General features: G+C 42.4%; 24 protein-coding genes. All 24 read right to left on the bottom strand.

Annotated elements, in window-relative coordinates:
• Nucleotides 1–188 precede the first annotated feature (188 nt).
• The 24 genes from ACXM1Q_RS03965 to rpoC all read right to left on the bottom strand — a co-directional run bounded on the left by ACXM1Q_RS03965 (nt 189) and on the right by rpoC (nt 24360).
• Nucleotides 189–1043, bottom strand: a complete 855-nt coding sequence (locus ACXM1Q_RS03965; protein ID WP_458516383.1) for a MetQ/NlpA family ABC transporter substrate-binding protein — start codon at nt 1041–1043, stop codon at nt 189–191.
• Between the two features lie 164 nt (nt 1044–1207).
• The gene (locus tag ACXM1Q_RS03960; RefSeq protein ID WP_458516381.1) at nt 1208–2062 is read right to left on the bottom strand and encodes a MetQ/NlpA family ABC transporter substrate-binding protein; all 855 of its coding nucleotides are present in this window, start codon (nt 2060–2062) and stop codon (nt 1208–1210) included.
• Nucleotides 2063–2198: 136 nt separating this feature from the next.
• A complete protein-coding gene (locus ACXM1Q_RS03955) occupies nt 2199–3020 on the bottom strand; it encodes an amino acid ABC transporter substrate-binding protein (RefSeq protein WP_458516387.1) in 822 nt (273 codons plus the stop codon).
• A 127-nt stretch (nt 3021–3147) separates the two neighbouring features.
• Entirely contained in the window at nt 3148–3864 is a 717-nt protein-coding gene (locus tag ACXM1Q_RS03950) for a YebC/PmpR family DNA-binding transcriptional regulator (protein ID WP_458516379.1), read from the bottom strand.
• A gap of 70 nt (nt 3865–3934) precedes the next feature.
• Nucleotides 3935–5032 (bottom strand): nucleotidyltransferase, encoded by a 1098-nt coding sequence (locus tag ACXM1Q_RS03945; RefSeq protein ID WP_458516377.1) that lies wholly within the window; start codon nt 5030–5032, stop codon nt 3935–3937.
• Nucleotides 5029–5766 (bottom strand): class I SAM-dependent DNA methyltransferase, encoded by a 738-nt coding sequence (locus tag ACXM1Q_RS03940; protein ID WP_458516375.1) that lies wholly within the window; start codon nt 5764–5766, stop codon nt 5029–5031. The genes ACXM1Q_RS03945 and ACXM1Q_RS03940 overlap by 4 nt, the downstream gene beginning before the upstream one ends.
• A 90-nt stretch (nt 5767–5856) precedes the next feature.
• On the bottom strand, nt 5857–6210 hold the full coding sequence (gene rsfS / locus ACXM1Q_RS03935; protein ID WP_135037741.1) for a ribosome silencing factor: 354 nt from the start codon (nt 6208–6210) through the stop codon (nt 5857–5859).
• 3 nt (nt 6211–6213) lie between these two features.
• Nucleotides 6214–6804, bottom strand: coding sequence for a bis(5'-nucleosyl)-tetraphosphatase (symmetrical) YqeK (gene yqeK / locus ACXM1Q_RS03930; protein ID WP_458516373.1), 591 nt, complete (start codon nt 6802–6804; stop codon nt 6214–6216).
• Nucleotides 6801–7433 (bottom strand): nicotinate-nucleotide adenylyltransferase, encoded by a 633-nt coding sequence (locus ACXM1Q_RS03925; RefSeq protein ID WP_135037747.1) that lies wholly within the window; start codon nt 7431–7433, stop codon nt 6801–6803. The genes yqeK and ACXM1Q_RS03925 overlap by 4 nt, the downstream gene beginning before the upstream one ends.
• Before the next feature lie 157 nt (nt 7434–7590).
• Nucleotides 7591–7902 carry a ribosome assembly RNA-binding protein YhbY gene (gene yhbY / locus ACXM1Q_RS03920; RefSeq protein ID WP_135037750.1) on the bottom strand — a complete coding sequence of 104 codons (312 nt, stop codon included), beginning with the start codon at nt 7900–7902 and terminating at the stop codon, nt 7591–7593.
• Between the two features lie 52 nt (nt 7903–7954).
• On the bottom strand, nt 7955–9064 hold the full coding sequence (gene yqeH / locus ACXM1Q_RS03915; protein WP_458516370.1) for a ribosome biogenesis GTPase YqeH: 1110 nt from the start codon (nt 9062–9064) through the stop codon (nt 7955–7957).
• Nucleotides 9065–9592 carry a YqeG family HAD IIIA-type phosphatase gene (locus ACXM1Q_RS03910; RefSeq protein WP_458516368.1) on the bottom strand — a complete coding sequence of 176 codons (528 nt, stop codon included), beginning with the start codon at nt 9590–9592 and terminating at the stop codon, nt 9065–9067. It abuts the gene before it with no gap.
• A gap of 33 nt (nt 9593–9625) precedes the next feature.
• Nucleotides 9626–11005 carry an MATE family efflux transporter gene (locus ACXM1Q_RS03905; RefSeq protein WP_458516366.1) on the bottom strand — a complete coding sequence of 460 codons (1380 nt, stop codon included), beginning with the start codon at nt 11003–11005 and terminating at the stop codon, nt 9626–9628.
• 213 nt (nt 11006–11218) lie between these two features.
• Nucleotides 11219–12661: an Asp-tRNA(Asn)/Glu-tRNA(Gln) amidotransferase subunit GatB gene (gene gatB, locus ACXM1Q_RS03900; RefSeq protein ID WP_458516364.1), complete on the bottom strand. Its 1443-nt coding sequence runs from the start codon at nt 12659–12661 to the stop codon at nt 11219–11221.
• Entirely contained in the window at nt 12661–14127 is a 1467-nt protein-coding gene (gatA, locus tag ACXM1Q_RS03895; RefSeq protein WP_458516362.1) for an Asp-tRNA(Asn)/Glu-tRNA(Gln) amidotransferase subunit GatA, read from the bottom strand. The genes gatB and gatA overlap by 1 nt, the downstream gene beginning before the upstream one ends.
• Nucleotides 14127–14429 carry an Asp-tRNA(Asn)/Glu-tRNA(Gln) amidotransferase subunit GatC gene (gene gatC / locus ACXM1Q_RS03890; RefSeq protein WP_458516360.1) on the bottom strand — a complete coding sequence of 101 codons (303 nt, stop codon included), beginning with the start codon at nt 14427–14429 and terminating at the stop codon, nt 14127–14129. Before gatC ends, gatA begins: the two co-directional genes overlap by 1 nt.
• A gap of 318 nt (nt 14430–14747) precedes the next feature.
• The gene (locus tag ACXM1Q_RS03885; RefSeq protein WP_458516358.1) at nt 14748–15317 is read right to left on the bottom strand and encodes a cysteine hydrolase family protein; all 570 of its coding nucleotides are present in this window, start codon (nt 15315–15317) and stop codon (nt 14748–14750) included.
• Entirely contained in the window at nt 15317–16105 is a 789-nt protein-coding gene (codY, locus tag ACXM1Q_RS03880) for a GTP-sensing pleiotropic transcriptional regulator CodY (protein WP_458516356.1), read from the bottom strand. The genes ACXM1Q_RS03885 and codY overlap by 1 nt, the downstream gene beginning before the upstream one ends.
• 54 nt (nt 16106–16159) lie before the next feature.
• Nucleotides 16160–17374, bottom strand: coding sequence for a pyridoxal phosphate-dependent aminotransferase (locus ACXM1Q_RS03875; protein WP_458516354.1), 1215 nt, complete (start codon nt 17372–17374; stop codon nt 16160–16162).
• 95 nt (nt 17375–17469) lie between these two features.
• Nucleotides 17470–17988: a hypothetical protein gene (locus ACXM1Q_RS03870; protein ID WP_458516352.1), complete on the bottom strand. Its 519-nt coding sequence runs from the start codon at nt 17986–17988 to the stop codon at nt 17470–17472.
• Between the two features lie 166 nt (nt 17989–18154).
• A complete protein-coding gene (locus ACXM1Q_RS03865; protein WP_458516350.1) occupies nt 18155–19270 on the bottom strand; it encodes an AI-2E family transporter in 1116 nt (371 codons plus the stop codon).
• Nucleotides 19271–19313: 43 nt separating this feature from the next.
• Nucleotides 19314–19952, bottom strand: coding sequence for an SGNH/GDSL hydrolase family protein (locus ACXM1Q_RS03860; protein WP_458516385.1), 639 nt, complete (start codon nt 19950–19952; stop codon nt 19314–19316).
• Between the two features lie 79 nt (nt 19953–20031).
• Complete coding sequence (locus ACXM1Q_RS03855) at nt 20032–20400, bottom strand: DUF1033 family protein (RefSeq protein WP_458516348.1); 369 nt, start codon at nt 20398–20400, stop codon at nt 20032–20034.
• Between the two features lie 303 nt (nt 20401–20703).
• Nucleotides 20704–24360: a DNA-directed RNA polymerase subunit beta' gene (gene rpoC, locus ACXM1Q_RS03850; protein ID WP_458516346.1), complete on the bottom strand. Its 3657-nt coding sequence runs from the start codon at nt 24358–24360 to the stop codon at nt 20704–20706.
• Nucleotides 24361–24366: the final 6 nt, after the last annotated feature.

Raw genomic sequence — 24366 nt, 5'->3', positions numbered from 1 at the left:
ATTTCGCTATCCCTTCCTCTCCCCGCTACCTCACGATAGTCAGGCTTGGGAGTCGCTATTGGGTTCACCGGTAGCAGGTGCCCACAGAGGACTTACACCTCAGATGTACGACATGCCCGTCGTACGAGAAAAGAGTGGGCTTTCTTCCAAACCCACTCCTCTTGCTTGATTTGCATACAGTGTCTGGTTTACCAAACTGGTTGATCCAAACCTTCTGAGGTTTCTTCGATGACTTTTTTCACATCATCCGTGTGGTAGGCTTTGATTAACTTCTTCAAAGCATCTGCTTTATCAGATTTTTCCCAGTCGCTCTTAGCAGCAAGAACATTGTACCATTGTTGTGAGTTCTCATCTGCAACTTCAACAAAGAGGGCTTTCTTGAAATCAAGTCCTGCTTCAGATACAAAGGTATTATTAACAACTGCTGCATCTGCTGAATCTAAAGAACGAGCTGTTTGACTAGCATCCAATTCTTTGATGTCCAATTTCTTTGGATTTTCTTTGACATTCGCAATCGTTGCCAACTCTTTACCGGAAACATCCAACTTAATCAAACCGGCTGATTGAAGAAGGTAGAGGGCACGGCTCTCGTTTGTAGCATCATTCGGAACTGTGATTGTTGCACCATCGGGAATTTGATCTACACTAGTGTAACGATTTTTACCGTCCTTTGTTCCTGAGTAAAGACGGATTGGGGAAATGATGGTATCCGCAATGGCTACCAAGTCTCCTTTATTTTCTTCATTCCAGTTATCTAAGAAGTTATAATGTTGAAAAGCATTAAGATCAACATCCCCGTTAGCAGTGGCGATATTTGGCTGTGAATAATCCGTAAACTCTGTATACTCCAGCTTCACCCCTTCTTTCTCCAATAGCTCTTCAATTTTTTCCCAACGTTTTTCTTCAGAATCACTTTTAGCCATGAGCCCTACACGAAGAGTATTATTGTCGGAAGAAGAACCGCCCGTGTTCACACAGGCTGCAAGCGTTAGCCCTGCTAAGGCTGTCAAACCTACTACTTTCAAAATTGATTTCAATTTCATAATTAAACTCCTTTATTGTTCTTGATAATAGGATAACAAACCTCCTTCTAGCTGCCTAGTATGGGTTTTTTATCCGCATCATAAAAAATCTTTATCAATCCCTAAATGATACTGGAACAGCAGAAAACAAAAAGGCTGGGTAGAAATCCCAACCTTCTATTCGATTACCAAACAGGCTGATCCAAACCACCTGAAGATTCTTCAATCACTTTTTTCACCTCGTCAGTATGGTAAGCCTTAATCAATTTTTTCAATGCATCAGCTTTTGGAGATTTTTCCCAATCTTCCTTAGCCGCTAAGAAATTGTACCATTGTTTGGAGTTTTCATCTGGTACTTCAACAAAAATCGCCTTTTTAAAATCAATCCCCGCTTCTTGAACAAAATCATTATTAACAATAGCTGCATCGACGGATCCCAAGGAACGAGCCGTTTGACTTGCATCTAGCTCTTTAATGCTAAGATTCTTTGGATTTTCTTTAATATTGGAGATAGCTGCAAAAGTGTCACCAGAAACATCCAACTTCAATAAACCTGCTGATTGAAGAAGATAGAGTGCCCGACTTTCATTCACAGGATCGTTTGGAATGGCGATAGTGCCCCCATCTGGAATTTGCTCAACACTTGTATAGCGCTCAGACCCATCTTTAGTACCCGAATAAAGACGGAAAGCTGTGAAATAAGTATCCGCAATTGGAACAAGAGTCCCATTGTTTTCCTCATTCCAATTATTCAAGAAATTGTAATGCTGGAAGGCATTAACGTCCACTTCTCCATTTGCGGTTGCCTTATTAGGTTGGGAGTAATCCGTAAACTCTGTATACTCCAAACTAACACCTTCATCTTTGAGCAGTTCTTCAATTTTATCCCAGCGAGCTTCCTCCGTATCACTTTTAGCCATTAATCCCACACGAATTGTGTTGGCATTCTCTTTTGCATCACTTGATGGAGCACAAGCCGCCAAGGCGAAAGCAGCTAATGATGTTAGTCCTACAATTTTCAATACCGATTTCAGTTTCATAAGCAAGCTCCTTTTCTTTTCTTAATAGTAGAATAACAGAAGCTGACTCCTTCGACTAGTATTGTTTTTTTATGCTGATTATCAAAATACTTTATAAGGTACTCAAAAAGTAGCTCCCAAGGAACTACTTTTTAGATTATTTCAAATCTTCAGCCGTTGGTGCAAAGTCGCCACCAAAGAATTCTTTAGAAAGCTTGTCCAGAGTACCATCTGCTTGAAGCTCTTTGATACGTCCATCGACAAATTCTTTCAAGTTATCTTGACCTTTAGCAAAAATTGGATAAACAAATGGCTGAGCTGTATCTGGCAATTCAATAATTTTCAGATTGTTCAAGCCCTGATTCTTGATGATTGTTTCAACAGAGATACGGTCAAAAATCTTGTAGTCTGCTTGACCGTCATTCAAACGTGTCATGATTTGTTGGAAGTCAGCTTTTGTATAGGAAAGCTCGGTTGGATTCTCGGCATGTTCCTTGTTCCATTCTTCCAATTGGGCAGCAGAGTTCGTTCCTTGAACAACCTCCGTTTTCTTACCACCAAGATCATCCATAGACTTGATGCTATCATCATCCTTTTGGACAACTAAAACATTGGGATTCTTAGCTACTGGATAAGCATAGAGGTATTTACCTGCACGCTCCTCAGTATAAGAAATGTTGTTAACAGCCATTTGGTAACGATCACTATCCAAACCTGCGAAGATACTTGACCATTCTGTTTTTTCAAATTCAAGGGAATACTTCTCTGAGTCTTTGAAAATTGCTTTTACAACTTCAATCTCGTAACCTGTCAACTCCCCTTTTTCATCTTCATAGTTAAATGGTTTTGGTGAGGCATTGGTTGCTACACGTACAACTTCCTTGCCAGAAGCTTCAGAAGAGTCTGAGGCATTGTTGGAGCAAGCTGCAATCACGAGAGCAGATACAGCAACAAGGGCAAGAGAAATGACTTTTTTCATTTTCATGAAAAACCTCCTTTTAGTTTCTACTTAAGATAGTAACAAAAAAGAAAGAAAAATTCTACTAGCTAGTATTAAGAAACACAAAAAAGACCGAAAACGTTCCTTTTCGGTCTTTTGGGTATTTCTAGAATCCGTCTACATTTGTGTAAACTTTTTGAACATCTTCATCATCTTCCAAGACATCCACTAGTTTTTCAAAGACAGCGAGGTCATCCCCCTCTAATTGCACTTCCGATTGAGGAATCATTTCCAATTCTGTAACTTGGAACTCTTCAATTCCCTCTCCACGAAGAGCCTCTACAGCTTTGTGCAAATCAGTTGGTGCTGTATAGACCGTAATGCTTCCTTCTTCTGCTTCTACATCATCAACATCAACATCCGCTTCCAGAAGTAATTCAAAAATAGCATCTGCATCGTCACCTGCAAAAACAATCACACCCTTGTTATCAAACATGTAGGAAACCGAACCACTCGCTCCCATGTTTCCACCATTCTTACCAAAAGCTGCACGAATATTGGCTGCAGTCCGATTCACGTTGGAAGTAAGAGTATCGACAATCAACATTGAACCATTTGGTCCAAAGCCTTCATAGCGACCTTCAGTAAAGGTTTCGTCTGTATTTCCCTTGGCCTTATCAATAGCCTTATCAATAACGTGTTTAGGAACCTGCGCTTGCTTAGCTCGATCCACAACAAACTTAAGAGCTGCATTCAACTCAGGATCTGGTTCCCCTTTTTTAGCTGCCACATAAATTTCAACCCCAAATTTTGCATAAACTTTAGAGTTAGCACCATCTTTAGCTGTCTTTTTTGCCACAATATTGGCCCATTTACGTCCCATGTTCTTCTCCTTTAATTACTGCATTCACGCGTTATTATATCACTTTCCAAAAGCTGACGCAAAAAAGAATTTACTCTCCACCCCATTGAATCGGAATCCGTCCAAAATTTTGCTCTTCAATGCCCTCTTGACCTAGGCTATAAATCTTATCAGCCTTCTGCGTCAGAACATCCCAAGGCTCCGCTCCAATCCGTGTTACTAGCTTGACTTGTTTCTTCAAAAACGCTAGGTGCTGACGCCCCTGCTCCGAAAAACCTAGTACATGCAGGGATTCCGGCAAGGAAGTCTCCTTAGCCCCTACCAGAATATAAGTTAAGACACGTCTCACCCGTGCTTTAGTAAAACGCTTGGTCGTCACCGCTGCAACCAGTTCCTCTACCGAATTGACCCGATCAATCGCCTGAAGTAAGCGCTGCGCTAATTCTTCATTAACTTGATAAATCTCTTGCAGATTTGGATAACTAAGAATCTGATAGCGCAATAAGGGCCAGTACAAAGACCAATCTTGCTGCGGAGCTTGGCTTAAAAGATTCGCTACGGGGCTATGCCGCTTAATAAATTCCAAGTCTCCCCGATGATGGCGCAGAGCGGTAGCAGATGCATAACTCTGATTCTTATCCAATGAATGAAAACCAGCTCCCTGGCGTTGGACAGCCTTTAGAGTTAGATTAGCATCCGCAACAGCCTTGGTATAGGCCAACCCTAAAATATGATTAGGTTTTTGGCCGCTAAAGGTTAGGCCCACAAATTTCTCCCAGGTAGCTTGGCTCTTCTGAGGATAAGATAAGGATGATGGAAGTTGATCCATATACCTGCTCATCTTCTCAGCTTGACTCCTATAAACCTCTAATAACTGATTGTAATCATGGACTTCTTCACTTCCAAAAACAAGCTCCTCTACCCCAGCTCTCGCCAAAATTGCAACCGCTCCAGTTGCAAAAAAATCGGCAGCTTGAACACTGACTAGAAAGGGAAGCTCTAAAACTAGATCCGCTCCCTGAGACAAAGCCATCTGTGCCCGAACCCATTTATCCACAAAAGCCGGCTCGCCTCTCTGGACAAAATTACCAGACATAGCCACAATTTTAAGACCTTCCATTTGATCCAAGAGGTAACGATGGCCATTATGAAAAGGGTTAAACTCTGCAATGACTCCGCTTATTTTCATGGTTTTTCCGCTACGAAGAACCAACGCAGACTTTTTTCATCTGGAGCTTGATGGGTGAAATCTGCAAACATCTGGATATTGGTAAAACCAGCTTGTTCCAACAAAATCTCATAAGTTAGACGTTCATAAGTTCTTTCTTCATGGACTTCATCCTTGCGTACAAAACGACCATCTTCTTCTTGCAAAAAGAAGGTTAATTCATGAACGATCGAATAAGGCGGCTCATCCGGATAGGAATCCCAAACAAAGGCAAAATCTTCTGCATTCTCATGGTAACTATAACCCGGATAAACTTCTTCCATTTGATAAATCGAATGAACATCAAACAGAAAGCGACCACCAGATTTTAGGACCTGGAAAACCTGCTGGAAAGCATCTCCAACTTCAACTTCATCTCCTAAATAGCAGATAGAATCCGAATAGCAAGTCACAGCGTCCACAGCATCCATAGCAGGTAATGCCAACATATTCCCCTGGATAAACTCAATATTTCGGCCGGCTTCCTGAGCTCGTTTCTGGGCTAAATCCACCATCTCTGGACTTAGATCTAGGCCTTTTACTCGGTAACCAGCTTGGTCTAGTTTCAGAGATAGAATACCTGTCCCACAGGCCAATTCCAAAATATCTTTTGTATCTGGGGTAAGATGGTCTTGTGTAAAGGCTAGCCACTGGTCATAAAGTTGATCATCCATAATGGAATCATACACACGCGCAAATGTTTCGTAAGTTGTCATCCGATACCTCTATATTCGAAAAAGAGGACACTTAGAAATCCAGGTAAATAGCTACTTGGATTCCTCAAACACTGTCCTCCTTTATATTCTTTAATCTACATAGCTAGAAATGTCAACCATTTCCGCTTCATGCCAAAGTTTCTCCAAATTGTAATCATTGCGAACTTCCTCTGAAAAGACATGGAACACTACTGCCCCCAAATCCAAGAGAACCCAGCCACTGGCCACATTCCCCTCAAGAGGACCGACTTCTAAGCCAGCTTCTTGAGCCTTTTCACGGACATTATCAGCAATCGCTTCTAATTGGCGGCTATTCATCGAGCTGGCAATAACAAAATAGTCTGTTACACTCGTCAACTCTTGAACATCTAAGGCAACCAGATCTTCAGCCCGCTTTTCATCCGCAGCTTTAACAACAAGTTCTAATAATTGATTTCCTTCCATTGTTTACCTCTCTAAAAAGTGTCTGTATGCATTATAGGTTTCGATGGTTTGAGGATAAATAGGAATTCGTTTCTTGGCTAGAAAAGAAAGAGTTTCCGCTGTTTCATAAGCTACACCCTCTTCTAGAGAAGAAAAAGCTATCCGTCTGGCCTCCTCAACGCCAGGAAAATCTCGCCCTTCCTCGATGTAATCAGCCACATAGAGAATCATATCCAAGGGCGACATGTCCGCTTTCCCAATCGTATGCACTCGAATGGCTTCTAGGATTTCGACATCCTCCAGTCCCAGCTCCTCTTGAATGGCATAAATCCCCAGATAACCATGCCAAAGGTTATTCCCCCATTGCAGCAAGTCTGGATTTAAGTCCCGTTCTTTGATCAATTTCTGAAAATAGCTATCTGGCTTTTCCTTAGCATAGTCATGAAGCAGACCTGCTAAACCAGCCTTGATGGAATCATAACCATGGGTTTCCGCCAATTGTATCGCAGCTTTTTCCACATTCAAAACATGCTGATACCGATGCGGGCTCAAAGTCTGACCTAAACGCTCCAGCAAAGAATCCCTATCAAAGGGGAGATATAAGGAATAGGTCATTTGTATAAGCCCTCACGTTTGATATAGTTCCAAACCAGTTCCGGTAACAAAAAATTAGGTTCACGGCCTGCTGCAATAAAATCACGGACCATGCTAGAGGAAATATCCATTAGCGGTACATCTACCCAGATTACAGGATAAGAGGTCCCTGCCTTATATTTAGGGCGTTGAACACCTACAAACTGTACCAATTCTAAAAGTTCATCAATTCGGTGCCATTTAGGAAGATATTCCACCATATCCGCCCCAATAATAAAGTAATAATCCGTATCTGGATTAGCCTCCGTGAGCATTTTCATACTATCATAGGTATAACTAATCCCCTGGCGTTCTAATTCTAAACGCTCAATCCCCAAACCTTCTTTTCCATTCAAAGCCAACTCTAACATCATCAGACGGTGGTGCTGGTCAATTGTTTCTTTTTTATCCTTATGAGGGGGAATAAACTCTGGCATGAGCAAGACCTGGTCCAAACTCAATTGCTGCCGCACCTGATCCGCTACTAACAGGTGAGCATTATGGACGGGATTGAAATTCCCTCCCAAGATCCCGACTTGTTTGCGTTTCTTCTCTGGTAAATCCGGTTGCAGAGCAACTTTCGTAAAAGGTGTGACTAGTTCAAGTGCCATCGTTTCTCCTTCTTAAACTCAATAATTCTCAAAGTCTGACTTTGTCAAATCTCTTTGATGAAATCTATCCGTAGTGTAGCCTGTAGATTCACAAGCATGCTTCCATGTCAGCTCTTTGAAATTTCCCGAGTATGTTGATTTTAAAGTTCGTTCGGTATTATACCTCACGAACTTTAATGGACAATTTGCGATTTTCTTTTTTGGCAGAAGGTTTGAAGAGAATCAATATCCGACCAATTTTTTGGACTGTATCCAGGCCAATTTCTTCCTCTAGAGTTTCTGCAACATCATGAATATTTTCATCTGTATTTTGCAATAGTGTAATTTTAATCAATTCACGCGCATCCAAGGCCTTCCGGATACTGGTTTTGATTTCATCATTCAAACCATTTTTTCCAATCTGAATAATGGGTTTCATATGATGGGCTTCAGCCTTTAAAAAAGCTCTTTGTTTGCTTGTTAGTGACATAATTCTCCTTATACTTTTGACTGTGTATAGCCTTTTTTAAATCGAACCACAATTAAATAATCGCTGGACGAACTAGAACTGTAACTCCTTCAGGTGCCCAGGCAACCAAGCGAGCAGCTTGAGGGATACGAACCCACCCCAAACCTGAAAAGACGACATCACTTTTTTCAGTGATGATCAAGTTATGAGGGACTAGCCTTGGGAAACTGTCTAACTTTTTCTTCCTTGGTGGTTGCAACAAGTCTCCAACATGTTTGTCGTAAAAAGCATCTGCCCCAGCTAGTTTGGTTCGATGGATGGTCAGTTCATTCTCAAAGTAAGCTGTAAAGCCTTGCCGGTCACCGGCTTCAAAATCCAAGCGTGCTAAACCGCCAAAGAAGAGGGTTTGCTCTGGATTAAGTTGGTAGGTTTTAGGTTTTAGCTCTTTTTTCGGACTGACTAATTTCAGATCCTTGCCTTCTAGATAATGAGCCATCTGGTAACGATGGATAATTCCTGGGGTATCATAGATAAAACGACCATCTTCTAAGGGAATCTCAATTTTATCCAGAGTCGTCCCTGGGAATCGACTGGTTGTAATCACATTCCTATCCCCTGATAATTCCTGAATAATGGCATTAATCAGAGTAGACTTGCCTACATTCGTAACTCCTACCACATAGACATCACGCCCTTTACGGTAGCGATCAATTTTTTCAATTAAATCTTTAATGGCTTCCTTATTTTGTGCACTGGTTAATTGGACATCCACCGGTCGCAGACCTTCTTCATGAGCTCGTTCAGTCAACCAGCGCAATAATTTTTTATCCTTGACGGATTTTGGCAGAATGTCCTTTTTATTCCCGACAAGAAGGACATCGTTCCCGGAAACAAAACGTGACAAACCAGGAATCACTGAACCGTTAAAGTCAAAAATATCGATAACATTGACCACCAAAGCATCGCTATCTCCGACCTCGTGAAGAAGGCGCAGGAAGTCTTCGTCTGTCATCTCCACATCACTAATTTCATTGTAATGGCGAAGACGGAAACAACGTTGGCAGTAGAGTTCTCCCGTTTCCAATCCTTTTTCTAAAGCTGCTGGTGGAGTATAGCCCGCCTTCTCTTTTTGATCTGTTTGAATTTCAGCACCGCAACCGATACAAAATAATGTTTCTTGCATTTACAATCCTTTATGAAATTTCATAGGGCCATACTTGGCTTCCAATTTTTTAAGAACCCGTCGTTCCCTAGCTCGGTTAAACTTCGTATTAATGGAATCATGTTGGACCAAGGGTTTAACTAGAATCGACCGAATTCCAGCTCGATGAGCTGCCCGAATATCCGTCATCAATTGATCCCCGACCATAACAACCTTAGACCGATCAACTTGTAACTTGGCTAAAGCTCGATTAATTCCAAAACTAAAGGGTTTTAGAGCCCAATAAACAAAGCCAATTCCGAATTTCTCAACCGCTCGCGTAACCCGCTTCTTGGTATTATTGGAGACCACCATAATCTGAATGCTCGCATCCTGTACTTGATGCAACCAATTCTTCATCTCCGGTGTCCCGTCTGGGTTGTTCCAAGCAATCAAGGTATTATCCAAATCAACCAAGACTGCCTCAATCCCTAGCTTTTTTAAATCTTCTACTGCGATATCATAGACCGCTTCTACCGTGTAATCCGGCTTATACTGCTCAATTGACACAAGCTACTCCATTTTCCACTGTACTAGTTTCCATTATACCATATCCCCTTCTTTTGCTTCAAAAGGAAAACCAAGTCGATGGTAGGCATTCCACAAGGCACGACCCGCGACCACAAAGGCAATAAGATCAGCTAGGGGCATCGCATAGGCTAATCCCACAACCCCGAAAAAGCGTGGCATCACCAATAGGAAGGGCAAAATAAGTCCTAATTGCTTGAGTAGGGAAATCTTTGCTCCCATCTTAGCCTGACCGATGGCTGGAAAGTAAGTTGCTGAAAAAATTTGCACTCCATTTACAAAAGAAAAGAGGAAGAAGGCCCGTAGATAGGCAATCCCAAATTCAAAATACACATCACTTCCCGATCCAAACAGGGACAAGAATTCATATGGAAAACCTTCAAAAGCAATCCAAGTTCCAAAGCCAATGACTGATACCCAAACAATGGCAATACGAATGGTTTCCCGCACTCGCTCCCAATTTTCAGCTCCATAATTGAAACTTAATATCGGCTGAGAACCTTGAACAATCCCGATAATCAAGGAAATCATAATAACGTTAATTTTAGCTACAATCCCAGCTACCGCTATAGGAATATCACTCCCATAAACCGAAGTTTCACCATAAAAACGAAGTGACTGATTGGTCACAATCTGCACTAATAAATTAGACGATTGAAAGATGAAAGAGGCCATCCCTAAAAAAGCAAAGGAGCGAACCAAGGTTCCTTGCAAACGAAAGTCCTCCCGTTGGATCTGCACACTCTTAAAGCGAGGGAGGTAGAGAGCTAAAATCAGCGCTGAAACAAATTGCCCCAGTACCGTTGCCCAAGCAGCTCCAGCCATCCCCCAACCAAAACTAAAAATAAACAGGGGATCCAGTAAGGTATTCACCACCGCTCCTGAAATAATCGCCACCATCGAATAAGTAGACGAACCATCAGCACGAACCAAGGGGTTAGCCCCAATGGAAAAGAGCAAAAAAGGAACACCCCAAATCGAAACACTGGTATAGGTCAGGGCCAAATCATAGATACTTTCCGTCGCCCCAAAAAGGGTTAAAAGTGGGCCTAAAAAAATTTGCAATATCAAACACAGGAATAGCCCTACTACCGCAAGAGTTGCAAAGGCATTCCCCATGACTTTCTTAGCTAAAGCATTGTTTCCACGCCCTAACTCCAAGTTAAAACGAGCAGCAGCCCCGAGTCCCAGCATCAAGCCCAAAGCTAAGCACAGGGTTGTTAAAGGAAAAGCTACATTGGTTGCTGCATTCCCCAAATAACCAATTCCCTGACCAATAAAAATCTGATCCACGATATTGTAGAGAGCGTTGACAACATTGGCAATGACCGCCGGTATAGCCAATTGCCGTAAGAGAGACAAGATTGATGCTGTCCCCAATTTATTCTGTTCCACAGAGACTCCTTTCATAAACATTTCCAAAATCAAGAGAAAGGCCGGGACACGCTACAAACAGGTGTCTCGACCTTTCCAGTACTCCTTAAATTTCAAAATCTAGCATGACCAAACCTCGTTGCTGAACCGTCATTCAATCTTCATCGAATTTGCTCATTATCTTCCTGAACGGTCACAAAGATTCTGATTCTAAAGATAACGAGGTAGCAAGCATTAGTCCTCTAAGAGTTTTTGCAATTCTTCTTTAAGAAGAGCTTGAGCCACTTGTGGGTTAGCTTGACCTTTGGTTGCCTTCATCAAGAACCCTGTAAAGGCCTTGTCTGCATTACGTTTTCCAGACTTGAAGTCTGCCACCGCAGCAGGCTGTTCTGCAAACACTTGATGAATGATTGGAACCAAGACTGCTGGATCCGAAATTTGAACCAAGCCTGCTTGCTCAACATATTCACGCGCTGAACCGCCATTTTTCGCAAGATGCACAAAGACTTTTTTAGCAATTTTAGACGAAATCGTTGCATCTGCAATCAAACCAATCATCTCCACCAAATTCTCTGGTGTCAAAGCAATTTGTTCTAAGCTTTGACTATTGGCATTAAGGTATTGAGCCACTTCTCCTTGTAACCAGTTGGAGACTTGTTTAGCATCTCCTCCAAGAGCCACTGCCGCTTCAAAGAAATCTGATTGGAACTTATTCGCAGTCAATTGACGAGCATCGTACTCACTCAAACCAAACTCTTCACGGTACCGTTGGCGACGTTCCTTCGGAAATGCTGGTAATTCTTGACGAACTGCTTCAATCCAAGCATCGTCTAACTGAACCCGCGGAAGATCTGGTTCTGGGAAATAACGGTAATCGGCTGCTCCTTCCTTCACACGCATAAGGATCGTTTCACCGGTTGCCTCATCGTAACGACGGGTTTCTTGACGGATGACACCACCAGATCGTAGAATTTCAGCCTGCCGTTTGATTTCATACTCCAATCCTTTACGCACATAGTTAAAGGAGTTGAGGTTTTTTAATTCTGTTTTGGTTCCAAAAACTTCTTGACCATAAGGACGAAGCGAAATGTTCGCATCAACCCGCATGGAGCCTTCTTCCATCTTGACATCAGAAATCCCCGTATATTGAATGATTTCCTTGAGAGCTGTCAAATAAGCATAGGCTTCTTCTGGACTGCGCATATCTGCTTCCGAAACAATCTCAATCAAAGGCACCCCTTGGCGGTTCAAATCTACATAAGAATAACCATCGGTTCCATGAGTGTTTTTCCCAGCATCTTCTTCCAAATGAGCCCGTTCTACACGGATTTTTTTGGTCGTTCCATCCTCTAATTCAATATCGATCCAACCATTGTAGCCAATCGGCTCATCAAATTGAGAGATTTGATAAGCTTTGGGATTATCAGGATAGAAATAGTTTTTCCGGTCAAAGTGCATATCCCGATGCAAATCCATATTAAGAGCTAGAGAGGCTTTAATTCCAGCATCCACTACCCCTTTATTTAAGACGGGTAAGACTCCTGGAAAAGCCCAGTCAATAATATTAGTATTCGCATTTGGATCCTCACCAAAATGCGCAGGAGCTGGTGAAAAAATCTTGGAAGCTGTTTTCAACTCCACGTGGACTTCCAATCCAATAATGGTTTCAAAATTCATTACTTAACTCCTCCGAAAATCGCTGGTTTTTCTAGATGGTAGCTAGTTGCTGCCTCAAAAGCTGCAGCAGCCTGATACAAGGTTTCTTCTTGGAAATGATTGGCAATCAATTGCAAACCAACTGGTAAACCATCCGCAAATCCAGCTGGTAGAGACATGCCTGGTAGACCCGCCAAGTTTACCGGAATGGTCAAAAGATCCGCTAAATACATAGAAACTGGATCCTCAATCCGGCTTCCCAAATCAAAGGCAACCGTTGGAGAAGTTGGTCCCATAATCAAATCATAACCTTCAAAAACCTTACGGAAATCTTCCATAATCAAGGTCCGTACCTGCCCAGCTTTTTTGAAATAGGCATCATAATAACCAGATGATAGACTGAAGTTCCCCAACATAATCCGGCGTTTAACCTCATCCCCAAATCCCTGACTCCGTGTCTTCACATAGACATCCTCAAGATTTTCAATAGCTTCTGCTCTAAATCCATAACGAATACCGTCAAAACGTTGAAGATTGGAAGCAGCTTCTGAAGAAGCGATGATGTAATAAACGGCTACACCATAGCGACTATGAGGGAGACTAACTTCTTCCACACGCGCACCTAGCTCTTCAAATTTCTTAGCAGCCGCCAAGATTTGCTCCTTAACTGCCGCATCAATCCCTTCACCCATATACTCTTTAGGGAGAGCGATTCTCATACCTGTCAGATCCTGACCAATCTTACTAGTAAAATCAGGTACAGAAACCGGTGCAGAAGTCGCATCACGATTGTCATGTCCTGATAAAGCTCCTAGCAAATAGGCATTTTCACGAACTGTCGGAGCAAATGGTCCAATTTGATCCAAGGAAGATGCAAAGGCAATCAAACCAAAGCGTGAAATTCGACCATAAGTCGGTTTCATTCCCACAATTCCATTAAAAGCCGCAGGTTGACGAATGGAGCCTCCTGTATCTGATCCCAAGGACAGACGAACTTGACCACCCGCCACAGCTGAGGCAGAACCACCGGAAGAACCTCCCGGAACTTTGCTTTGATCCCAGGCGTTCTTACTTGGTTTAAAATAAGATGTTTCATTGGAACCACCCATGGCAAACTCATCCATGTTGGTTTTCCCAATCACAATCATCTCCTTATTATAGAGGTTCTCAACACTAGTCGCATCAAAAATTGGCTTGTAGTTATAAAGCATTTTGGATGCTGCCGTTGTTAAAATTCCTTTAGTAGAGATATTATCCTTAACCGCTACCGGAATTCCACTCAAGACATTATCAGCATCCACTCCTTTAGCATCTAGAGCACGAGCCTTTTCTAAAGCTCCCTCTTCATTTATGGTAATGAAATTTCCTAGTGCGGCTTCCCGCTCTTGAATATCCGCCAAGGATTCCTTGGTCAATTCTTCAACTGAGATTTCTTTTTTTACCAAGAGTTCATGCAGTTGATCGAGTGTTTGTTCTTGCAGTCTCATTAATTGCTGCCTCCCTCTTCGAAAATGGCTGGAACTTTGATAAAGCCCTTGTCTTTTTCAGGTACATTTTCAAATAATTCTTCTCGATTCCAACCCGCTTGTGCTTGGTCTTCTCGAAGAACATTAACCTGAGTCACTACAGATGAGGTTACCGCCACCCCTTCTGTATCCAATTCATTTAACATTTCAACCATATCGACAATCTTGGTCAGATCCGTCGCAAACTTCTCTGTCTCTTCAGCAGTGAAGGCTAGTTTTGATAGATTGGCCACATGAGCCACTTCTTGATGTGAAATCTTCATTCTGTCTCCTTTAAGGTTCCATGTAAATCTTCCTTATTTTACCACATTTCAGGCGTGAAAAATAGGGAGTGGAACAGAGGCTTGGTAAAAAATCCCAGCCTTCTCTTGTTATACCGTAAAAACACTTTGATGCAGAAATTGATTGGGGCAACCAACAATTCTGTTGTATGAATGTAGAGCATTGAATTTGCAAAACCAATTCCAATTATTCGTATTTGAATGGTACTTCACAAAATAGTTGTTCCGTTCTATATAAAACTGAATCGTGAAGGGAACCCCAACGAAAATTTTGAGGCTGGAATAATTTCCAGCCTCAAGTCAAAACTCTAATTCTTCGGATGAAATCAACTTAGCCCCTAAAACATCTTTCATATGTTCTAATGCAAATTGATGTTGGGCTTCTGTGATACTGGCTACTGCGTCTGTAACGACTTCAATTTTATAACCCTTCTGATAGGCATCAATAGCCGTATGGAGCACACAAATATCTGTGAGTACTCCCGTCAATACCAAGGTGTCAACCTTGCGCTCCCTTAAATAGATGTCCAGCATAGTTCCTGCAAAGGCAGAATAATAATGCTTATCCATCCAGTAAACACGATTCGATTCTTGGTGCTCTTCAAAAAATTCTTTAGAGGGACCATATAAATAGCGTCCTTCAGTCCCACGAATGTTATGAGGTGGGAAAAGTTGAGTCTCTGGATGGTAAAGATCTCCTTCCAGATGTTCATCAATCATAAAGAAAACATAGGCTCCAGCCTCCCAAGCTTTTTGACTGACAGCCGCTATCGTTTCTGAAATGGCTTGAGCCGGTTTCCCTGCCGTTAACCTTCCATTGCTTGCCACAAAATCCCTTGTATAATCAATGGATAAAACTGCTTTTGTCATTAAAATTCTCTTTTCTTAATTTCTTCAAAAACATCCGGAATCAAGACTTTAAGATAGGTCCCCTTCATACCTAGAGAGCGGCTCTCAATCACACCTGCTGATTCCAATTTACGAAGGGCATTGACAATAACACTTCGGGTAATCCCAATCCGATCAGCAACGACTGAGGCTGTTAATTGGCCTTCCGTACCACCCAATTCCTCAAGAATAGCAGAAACGGCTCGTAATTCAGAATAGGATAAGGTATTCACCGCCATGCTAACCGTGGTCCTCCGACGAATGTTCTCCTCATCAATTTCCCGCTGATGGTTGAGCATTTGCAAGCCCACTACGGTACTAGCAATCTCAACCAAAATCAAATCATCTTCGTTAAATGGCTGATCATTCCGCCAAATAATCAAAGAACCTAGGCGAATCCCTGTAATATGGATAGGCGCAACCGTAGTCACTCCATCGGGATGATTCTCTTTGGTCTCAACCGGATAGATCGATAAATCAGAATTGACATCTAAGTTAGCTTCTGTTTGATATACAAAACTGGCTTCTTTAGCATAGGCTTCCGGCAATTTTCTGCTTTCAAAGAAAGCTTCTACCCGGTCATTATTTGTTTTATAACGCATAAAATAGCCAAGCAAGTCACCTTGGCTATTAATGATACAAGAATTACAATCGATAATTTCCGACAAGCGTTGAGCAATAGATGCAAAAGGCATCTCATCATGGGATTGCTCATATGATCCCTTCAAAATAGAAGTAATCCGTGTCGTTTTTTGCAATAACGTTGCCATAGTTCACCTCATTATTCTTTACCTATTGTATCAGAATTTTCTAAATAATGGCAACTAATAACGATATTGAGCTAAAAATCTCTCCATTTTTTCTTGAACTTGAGCAAGCTCTTCAACTCGAGGGAGGTAAACAATCCGGAAATGATCTGGCTCTTTCCAGTTAAAACCACGGCCATGCACTAATAAAACCTTTTCCTGCTTCAGAAAATCAAGTACAAACTGTTCATCGTCATCAATCTTATACATATTCCGATCAATCTTAGGGAAAAGGTAAAGACCCGCACTCGGTTTGACTGCCGATAATCCTGGGATAGCGTTCACGGCCTCATACATAAAATTCCGTTGCTCATAGATACGTCCCCCTGGTAAGAGCAACTCATCTACAGATTGATACCCGCCTAAGGAAGTTTGCACCACCTGTTGGGCTAAGACATTGGAACACAGACGCATGTTGGCCAACATATTGAGACCTTCAATATAGCCTCGTACATGTTTTTTCTCACCCGACAAGACCATCCAACCCACACGGAATCCAGCAATACGATGGGATTTAGATAAGCCATTCATGCTGACACAGAATAAATCTGGTGCCAAACTAGCAATTGCAATGTGCTCTTTTCCATCCATCACCAAGCGATCATAGATTTCATCTGCATAAATAATCAAATTGTGCTCACGAGCAATTTGAACAATATCCTCTAATACCTCGCGGGGATAAAGAGAGCCGGTCGGATTATTCGGATTGATGATAACAATCGCCTTTGTTCGTTCTGTAATTTTAGAACGAATATCCTGCATATCTGGATACCAATTCGCCTCTTCATCACAGACATAATGGACTGGCTTACCACCACCCAAACTCACTGCTGCGGTCCATAGGGGATAATCTGGCATTGGAATCAGTACTTCATCCCCATTATCCAAAAGACCTTGCATGGACATGACAATCAGCTCACTAACCCCATTACCAATAAAAATATCTTCGATATCCACTGCTGGAATCCCCTTAAGTTGGGAATACTGCATAATCGCCTTGCGAGCAGAAAAAATTCCCTTGGAATCCGAATATCCCTCACTTTGACGAGCATTGAGAATGAGATCTTGAATTACCTCATCTGGAGCTTTAAAATCAAATTCAGCTGGATTCCCCGTATTCAACCGAAGGATTTGTTCCCCATTGGCTCGCATCCGCATCGCCTCTTCTAAAACGGGCCCTCGGATATCGTAAGCCACATGTTCTAATTTTTGCGATTTTTCAAAAAATCTCATTACTCTATCCTCCTTATTAAACCTTATTATACCTTTTTCTGAAGCAAAAAAGAATTGGAGGTTCCTAAACTTCCAATTCTTGCATCATCTTTTTCCTATTTTACAGGATTCTTCTTGCGATAAGTCCGCATCCGATCCCGTAAATCAAACATTTTCCCAACAGACGGCAAACTCATGCCCTCAGTCCATTTTTCCCAAGTATTTTGTGTAATTTTAAGAATCGCTAGTAATTGAGCTTCATTTAGCTCGTAATCTTTACGAAACTCTGCAATTTCATGTAAGAATTTCTCCGCCCGGTCTAAGTCCTCCTTGGTCCACTCACGAGTACTCTTGCGTCCCAACCTACGCTGACGGATTTCTTCTTTTCGTTGTCGAATATCTTCCCGTAATTTTTCCGGCTTATCCGATTCCATAAAAGCCACAATCTTTTCAATCGATTTAGGATTTGGGAAACTACGACCATATTTCCAAGAGAAATACGTATCCATAGAGACATCCATTTCTTTTGACAATTCATGGATTGAAGCCCCGATGTTTAGCCGTAACGCCTCAATATCCTTCACTAAATACTCTTTGTCTTTCTTGGCATATTCGCGATAATTCGATTCTACCATTTAGACAACCTCCCTAACCATAATGTAACTGTTTATCAGTTTAGCATATTCTAGGCACCTTTAAAAGAGTATAGTCCTATTTTTTACAAAAAATTACACGAGTGTTCATATATGTTCATTAAGTTTATGAAAATATATGAAAAAGGTCCCGAAGGACCTAATCAAGTTAGTCAGATTCAGATGAGGATAACTCCTTCTCCATTTCTTTCGCTTCCACAGCTTCCTTCACCAAACGGTAAATCACTGCGAAGATAGGCGTGAAGAAAATCATCCCAACTAGACCAAAAAGATTTCCACCGATCAAGGCTGCTGCTAAGGTAAAAAGACTCGGCAACCCAACCTGGGAACCCACAACGCGTGGATAAATCAAGTTCCCTTCTACTAATTGAACCAATTGGAAAACTACAATCGACAATAAAGCCTGCAAAGGACTGATGGTAAAGATAAACACAGCACCCAGAGCACAAGCTGCAAAGGGACCAATATAAGGGATAAAGGATAAGACACCTGCCAGAACAGCAGTCATGGAAGCAAATGGTAACCCAGCTAAGCTGTAGGCTGCAAAAACTAGAAAGCCAATGATAAAAGCTTCAATCAACTGTCCCATCAAGAAACCATCGTAAGTCTCCACCATGACTGTACCGACATAACGCAAGCGATCCCCAACTTTCTTGGGAAGAGTCACATCTAAGATCCGATTGGTAATCGAAGCCAAATGTTCCTTACTTCCTAACATAGCAAACATCAGAAAGAGCGCCATCATAACTGTAAAAACATTTCCTACAATCCCGCTTAGGTTGCCCGTCAAGTTTGCCAAAATCTGAGCACCTTTATTAAGAATGCCGCTATCTGTAAGGTATTTGTAGATATCTTGAAGCTGATCTGTATTTACCAATCCCGTTGAAGCTAACCAAGATCCAATTTGTGGAATCACTTGTTGAAGCGTGTGGGTCAAACTGTTTACAGAGCTTGCCAAAGTTGGCACAATAATAGCCACTACACCCGAAAAAATCGCTAGAAACAGAAGCAAGACCGAGGTAATCGAAAGTGGCCGTAAAAGACCCGGTGCCACCTTCCAATCCCGTAACTTCCCTTCGATTTTTTTCATAGGTACATTAAAGACAAAAGCCAAAGCTGCCCCAATAATAATAGGAGAAAAAACTCCCAATAAATAGTGAAAGCCCTGCACAATATTCGCAACATAGAGAACTAAAGCTAGACTAATCGCCGCAAAAAGAATAGCTGCGAAAACTACTTTATTTTTTTCAATCATTTTTTTCATAACTCACCCATTATAGCAGACCAGACTGGTCTTGCCAAGTTCTTCAGCGAGGCAAATAAGGTTGCAAAGCCTTAACCAAACAAGCATAGCCGGCTACTGTCAAATGCAAACCATCGGTTGTAAAACTTTTCTTCAATTGCCCTTGCTCATCCATCAATGCACTCGCCACATCTACATAGTTCACCTGAGGAAAACGTTGGGCTAGAAGCTCATAAGCCTGATTCATCTTCTGAATTCCTAGATTGCTTCGAGTATAGAGTTTACTTTTTGTCTCCTCGCTTTCAAAAACTGGTAAAACAGAAAGCAAGGTAATCTCCACCAAAGGATAATCGTGTTGTAAAAGGTAGAATAGCTGCTCAAGATTCGCTAGGGTCTGATCAAGGGGGACTTCCTTTCCCAAATCATTGGTCCCAATTAACAGGACAATCTGTTCTAAATTTTGACCAAAAAAATGAAGAGTCCGATGCTCCAACAATTGGGAACTCTGATACCCCCGAACTCCACGATTGGCAACCGTCTTACTCGTTAAAAGCAATTCTTGGAGGGGAAAATATTCAACAATCGAGTCCCCAGCAAAAATAATTTCCGGCTCTCGTAAGCAAAGGGCATTAAGTTCGCGATACTTGTCCTGTACCTTACTCTGCTCCTGTAAGAGCCACGATTCTAATAATTGAACAGCCATCATAAATCCTTTCTCAAAAAAAAGATATTTGGCCCGGTCTTAGCATCTAGGCTAAGAACTGATCCAAATACCCACTTCACTATGCACGCTTCGCTCTCTTTTCTAGCCGACAATGAGCATTGAGCGAAATCAAATCTTCAACAGGTAAGGAATCTAGATCATAGACCACTCGACCATCTTCTAGTAGAACTAGGGAATGGTACTGCTGCAAAAAGTCTCCACACTCCTCACACCAGAGCTGATCCTCATCTTCCCAAAAAGCGGCCATCGTTATCCCTTCTTGCCTCTCTTGGGAATAAAGTGCTCGATACTCCTGAATTTTTTCTTCATAGTATGCCAGAGCCTGTGTATATTTTTCGAAAACTTTCTGCGAGATACGATCTTCCTGCCAATCGTTCAAGAGCCACCAGGGCTCACAATCACCATATAATTCTACTACTTGGTACATAAGCTGATTCCCCTTATTAGAAGATATTATATAAAATTTCCCTTGATAAAGAAAGTATTAAAACTCAAAAAAAGACTGAGACAATCTTCTCAGCCTTCCTATTTTATGTAGAGAAACAACCCTGACACAGTAGTTGAAAGAGCTTTTCCTTCCCTGTTCAGGTTCCAAAAAGACCTTCAGAACTGCGCAGAAGTGAGAGAGAAACGATCTTTTTCCAGACCGTTTCAACTTACAACTTGAAATAGGAAGTTGCAACAAACAAGATTTCCTAGTCTTGTTCTCTCCTACTCTCTAATATACTTATTAATCCACAGTCAACGCTTCTTCAACTGTTTCTTTTTCAACTTCAAGCTCAGGAGCCATCAATTCTTCAATGGTTTCCACTTCATTCACAGCTTTTGGTTCCAGGTTGCGGTAACGAGCCATACCTGTACCTGCAGGAATAATCTTACCGATGATAACATTTTCCTTGAGTCCAAGGAGATGGTCTTTCTTACCACGGATAGCCGCGTCTGTAAGAACACGAGTTGTCTCCTGGAAGGATGCCGCAGAAAGGAAGGAATTAGTTTCCAAGGAAGCCTTGGTAATTCCCATCAAGACTGGACGAGCTGTCGCTGGAATTCCACCAGAAATGAGGACATCACGGTTGGCATCAGTGAAGTCTGTAATATCCATGAGAGTTCCCATCAGAAGATCTGTATCACCTGGATCCATAACGCGTACTTTACGGATCATTTGACGAACCATAACCTCAATGTGCTTGTCTCCGATCTCTACCCCTTGGCTACGGTAAACTTTTTGCACCTCAGCCAATAGATAGGTTTCAACAGAAAGAACATCACGAACAGCTAGCAAGTGTTTTGGTTGGATAGAACCTTCCGTCAACGCTGCACCGCGTGCTACTTGGTCACCCACTTCAACCTTCATACGAGCTGTAAATGGTACCACATATTCACCTTTACCAAGCTCTCCTTCAACAAAGACTTTCTTCGTCCGTGTCGAAGCATCTTCCTCAATGGCTACAACTTCACCTTTAACCTCAGTAATCACGGCTTCCCCTTTTGGATTCCGTGCCTCAAAGATCTCTTGAACCCGTGGAAGACCCTGAGTGATATCGGTATTCGAAGCAACCCCTCCCGTGTGGAAGGTCCGCATGGTCAACTGGGTACCTGGCTCACCGATCGATTGAGCGGCAATTGTACCAACTGCCTCACCAACTTCAACTGCGTCCCCAGTAGCCAAGTTGATACCATAACAATGACGACAAACACCATGACGAGTATTACATGTGAAGACAGAACGGATAGTGACTTCTTCTACACCAGCAGCAATAATCGTACGAGCCATGTCTTCTGTAATCAAGACATCTGGTCCTGCCAAGACTTCCCCTGTTTCAGGATGCTTGATTGTTTTCTTCGTATAACGACCTGCCAAGCGTTCTTCCAAAGCCTCAATCATTTCCTTGCCATCTGTGATGGAGCGAATCAAGAGACCACGGTCGGTTCCACAGTCATCTTCACGGATAATCACATCTTGAGCAACGTCAACCAAACGACGAGTCAAATAACCTGAATCGGCCGTTTTCAAGGCCGTATCCGTCATACCTTTACGAGCACCGTGAGTTGAGAAGAACATCTCCAAAACAGACAAACCTTCGCGGAAGTTCGACAAGATTGGCAACTCCATGATACGTCCATTCGGAGCAGCCATCAAACCACGCATTCCGGCCAACTGGGAGAAGTTGGAAATGTTACCACGGGCACCAGAATCCATCATCATAACGATTGGGTTCTTCGGATCTTGACTAGCTGTCAAAGCATTTTCCAAGCGCTCTTTAGCAGCACGCCATTCTCCCGTAACCGCATTATACCGTTCATCATCTGTAATCATACCACGACGGAATTGTTTCGAGATTTGCTCAACACGTTCATGAGAGGATTCGATAATCTCTTCCTTGTTCGCAATAACTGGGATATCGGCAATTCCCACTGTCAAACCAGCCAAGGTTGAATGATAGTAACCCAAATCCTTCAAACGGTCTAAGAGTGCTGACGTTTCAGTTGTCCGGAACCGTTTAAAGATCTCAGCGATGATGTTTCCAAGATTTTTCTTCTTAAATGGTACATTCAATTCTAAACCTGCTAAAACAGTGTGAATGTCCTGACCAGCTTCCAAGAAGTACTTATCCGGCACACCATTAACCAAGTTATCATTGGTTGGTTCTTGAAGGTATGGCAACTCCGTTGGCATAATGGCATTAAACAAGATTTTACCAACCGTTGTAATCATGATCTTACCTTGTTGGCTATCTGTCCAAGGTTTATCTAATTTATCCGTCGCAATTCCGACACGAGTGTGTACGTGAACAAGACCATTGCGCCATGCCATAATAGCTTCATCCGCGTCTTTAAAGACCATACCTTCGCCTTCACGTCCAGCTTCTTCCATGGTTAAGTAATAGTTCCCCAAAACCATGTCCTGAGATGGAGTAACAACCGGCTTCCCGTCTTTTGGATTCAAAATGTGCTCTGCAGCCAACATCAAAATACGAGCTTCTGCTTGAGCTTCTTCCGATAGCGGAACGTGAATCGCCATTTGGTCCCCGTCAAAGTCGGCATTGTAGGCCTCACAGACAAGTGGGTGAAGACGAATAGCTTTCCCGTCAATCAGAACTGGCTCAAAGGCCTGAATTCCCAAACGGTGAAGGGTAGGTGCGCGGTTCAACAGAACTGGGTGCTCTTTAATGACTTCTTCTAGGATATCCCAGATGCGTTCATCGCCACGTTCAACCAACTTCTTAGCTGCCTTAACGTTTTGCACAATATCACGAGCAACAATTTCCCGCATAACAAATGGCTTGAAAAGCTCGATCGCCATTTCACGTGGAACACCACATTGGTACATTTTCAAGGTCGGGCCAACTGCGATAACCGAACGACCAGAGAAGTCTACCCGTTTACCAAGCAAGTTTTGACGGAAGCGTCCTTGTTTTCCTTTCAACATGTGACTCAAGGATTTTAATGGTCGGCTTCCTGGACCTGTAATTGGACGACCACGACGACCATTGTCAATCAAGGCGTCAACGGCTTCTTGCAACATCCGTTTTTCATTTTGAACAATGATTCCAGGTGCATTCAGCTCCAATAGACGTGCCAAACGGTTGTTCCGGTTGATGACCCGACGATAAAGATCGTTCAAGTCAGAGGCCGCAAAACGCCCACCGTCCAATTGAACCATTGGACGAAGATCTGGTGGGATAACCGGAAGGATGTTTAGAATCATCCATTCCGGCTTATTCCCAGACTTATGAAAGGCATCCAATACGTCCAAACGACGAACAGCCTTGACACGTTTTTGACCTGTTGCAGACTTAAGTTCTGCTTTCAATTCTTTAATTTCAGCTTCCAAATTCACTTGTTTCAACAAGTCTTGGATTGCTTCTGCTCCCATTTTTGCGACAAAGGAGCCTGAACCATAGCGACGAAGATTTTCCCGGTACTCACGCTCAGTCATGATAGACTTATGCTCCAATGGCGTATCTTTTGGATCAATCACCACATAGGCTGCAAAGTAAATCACTTCCTCCAAGGCACGCGGGCTCATATCCAAGGTCAAGCCCATTCGACTTGGGATTCCTTTGAAATACCAGATATGAGATACAGGGGCTTTCAACTCGATATGCCCCATACGTTCCCGACGCACACGTGCTTGGGTTACTTCAACTCCACAGCGGTCACAGATGATGCCCTTGTAACGGAGGCGCTTGTATTTCCCACAGGCACACTCCCAATCCTTGGTTGGTCCAAAGATAACCTCATCAAAAAGCCCTTCTCTCTCCGGCTTCAGAGTCCGGTAGTTAATGGTTTCTGGCTTTTTGACTTCTCCGTAAGACCATGAACGGACCTTACTTGGAGAGGCGAGTGTGATTTGCATACTTTTAAAACGATTTACATCAACCACTCTATC

The organism is Streptococcus sp. 10F2, from assembly GCF_054331515.2.
The sequence above is the reverse complement of the archived record's forward strand: the minus strand, read 5'-3'. Positions and strand labels throughout refer to the sequence as shown.

Bases quoted from the DNA above. Each gene is read 5' to 3' on its own strand.
- ACXM1Q_RS03875 (WP_458516354.1), bottom strand. From the start codon at position 17,374: ATGAGATTTTTTGAAAAATCGCAAAAATTAGAACATGTGGCTTACGAT.
- ACXM1Q_RS03965 (WP_458516383.1), bottom strand. From the start codon at position 1,043: ATGAAATTGAAATCAATTTTGAAAGTAGTAGGTTTGACAGCCTTAGCA.
- ACXM1Q_RS03945 (WP_458516377.1), bottom strand. From the start codon at position 5,032: ATGAAAATAAGCGGAGTCATTGCAGAGTTTAACCCTTTTCATAATGGC.
- ACXM1Q_RS03885 (WP_458516358.1), bottom strand. From the start codon at position 15,317: ATGACAAAAGCAGTTTTATCCATTGATTATACAAGGGATTTTGTGGCA.
- ACXM1Q_RS03955 (WP_458516387.1), bottom strand. From the start codon at position 3,020: ATGAAAAAAGTCATTTCTCTTGCCCTTGTTGCTGTATCTGCTCTCGTG.
- ACXM1Q_RS03950 (WP_458516379.1), bottom strand. From the start codon at position 3,864: ATGGGACGTAAATGGGCCAATATTGTGGCAAAAAAGACAGCTAAAGAT.
- gatA (WP_458516362.1), bottom strand. From the start codon at position 14,127: ATGAGACTGCAAGAACAAACACTCGATCAACTGCATGAACTCTTGGTA.
- ACXM1Q_RS03940 (WP_458516375.1), bottom strand. From the start codon at position 5,766: ATGACAACTTACGAAACATTTGCGCGTGTGTATGATTCCATTATGGAT.
- ACXM1Q_RS03865 (WP_458516350.1), bottom strand. From the start codon at position 19,270: ATGAAAAAAATGATTGAAAAAAATAAAGTAGTTTTCGCAGCTATTCTT.
- ACXM1Q_RS03960 (WP_458516381.1), bottom strand. From the start codon at position 2,062: ATGAAACTGAAATCGGTATTGAAAATTGTAGGACTAACATCATTAGCT.
- ACXM1Q_RS03925 (WP_135037747.1), bottom strand. From the start codon at position 7,433: ATGGCACTTGAACTAGTCACACCTTTTACGAAAGTTGCTCTGCAACCG.
- gatB (WP_458516364.1), bottom strand. From the start codon at position 12,661: ATGAATTTTGAAACCATTATTGGATTGGAAGTCCACGTGGAGTTGAAA.
- ACXM1Q_RS03855 (WP_458516348.1), bottom strand. From the start codon at position 20,400: ATGTACCAAGTAGTAGAATTATATGGTGATTGTGAGCCCTGGTGGCTC.
- rsfS (WP_135037741.1), bottom strand. From the start codon at position 6,210: ATGGAAGGAAATCAATTATTAGAACTTGTTGTTAAAGCTGCGGATGAA.
- codY (WP_458516356.1), bottom strand. From the start codon at position 16,105: ATGGCAACGTTATTGCAAAAAACGACACGGATTACTTCTATTTTGAAG.
- yqeK (WP_458516373.1), bottom strand. From the start codon at position 6,804: ATGACCTATTCCTTATATCTCCCCTTTGATAGGGATTCTTTGCTGGAG.
- ACXM1Q_RS03870 (WP_458516352.1), bottom strand. From the start codon at position 17,988: ATGGTAGAATCGAATTATCGCGAATATGCCAAGAAAGACAAAGAGTAT.
- yhbY (WP_135037750.1), bottom strand. From the start codon at position 7,902: ATGTCACTAACAAGCAAACAAAGAGCTTTTTTAAAGGCTGAAGCCCAT.
- gatC (WP_458516360.1), bottom strand. From the start codon at position 14,429: ATGAAGATTTCACATCAAGAAGTGGCTCATGTGGCCAATCTATCAAAA.
- yqeH (WP_458516370.1), bottom strand. From the start codon at position 9,064: ATGCAAGAAACATTATTTTGTATCGGTTGCGGTGCTGAAATTCAAACA.
- ACXM1Q_RS03860 (WP_458516385.1), bottom strand. From the start codon at position 19,952: ATGGCTGTTCAATTATTAGAATCGTGGCTCTTACAGGAGCAGAGTAAG.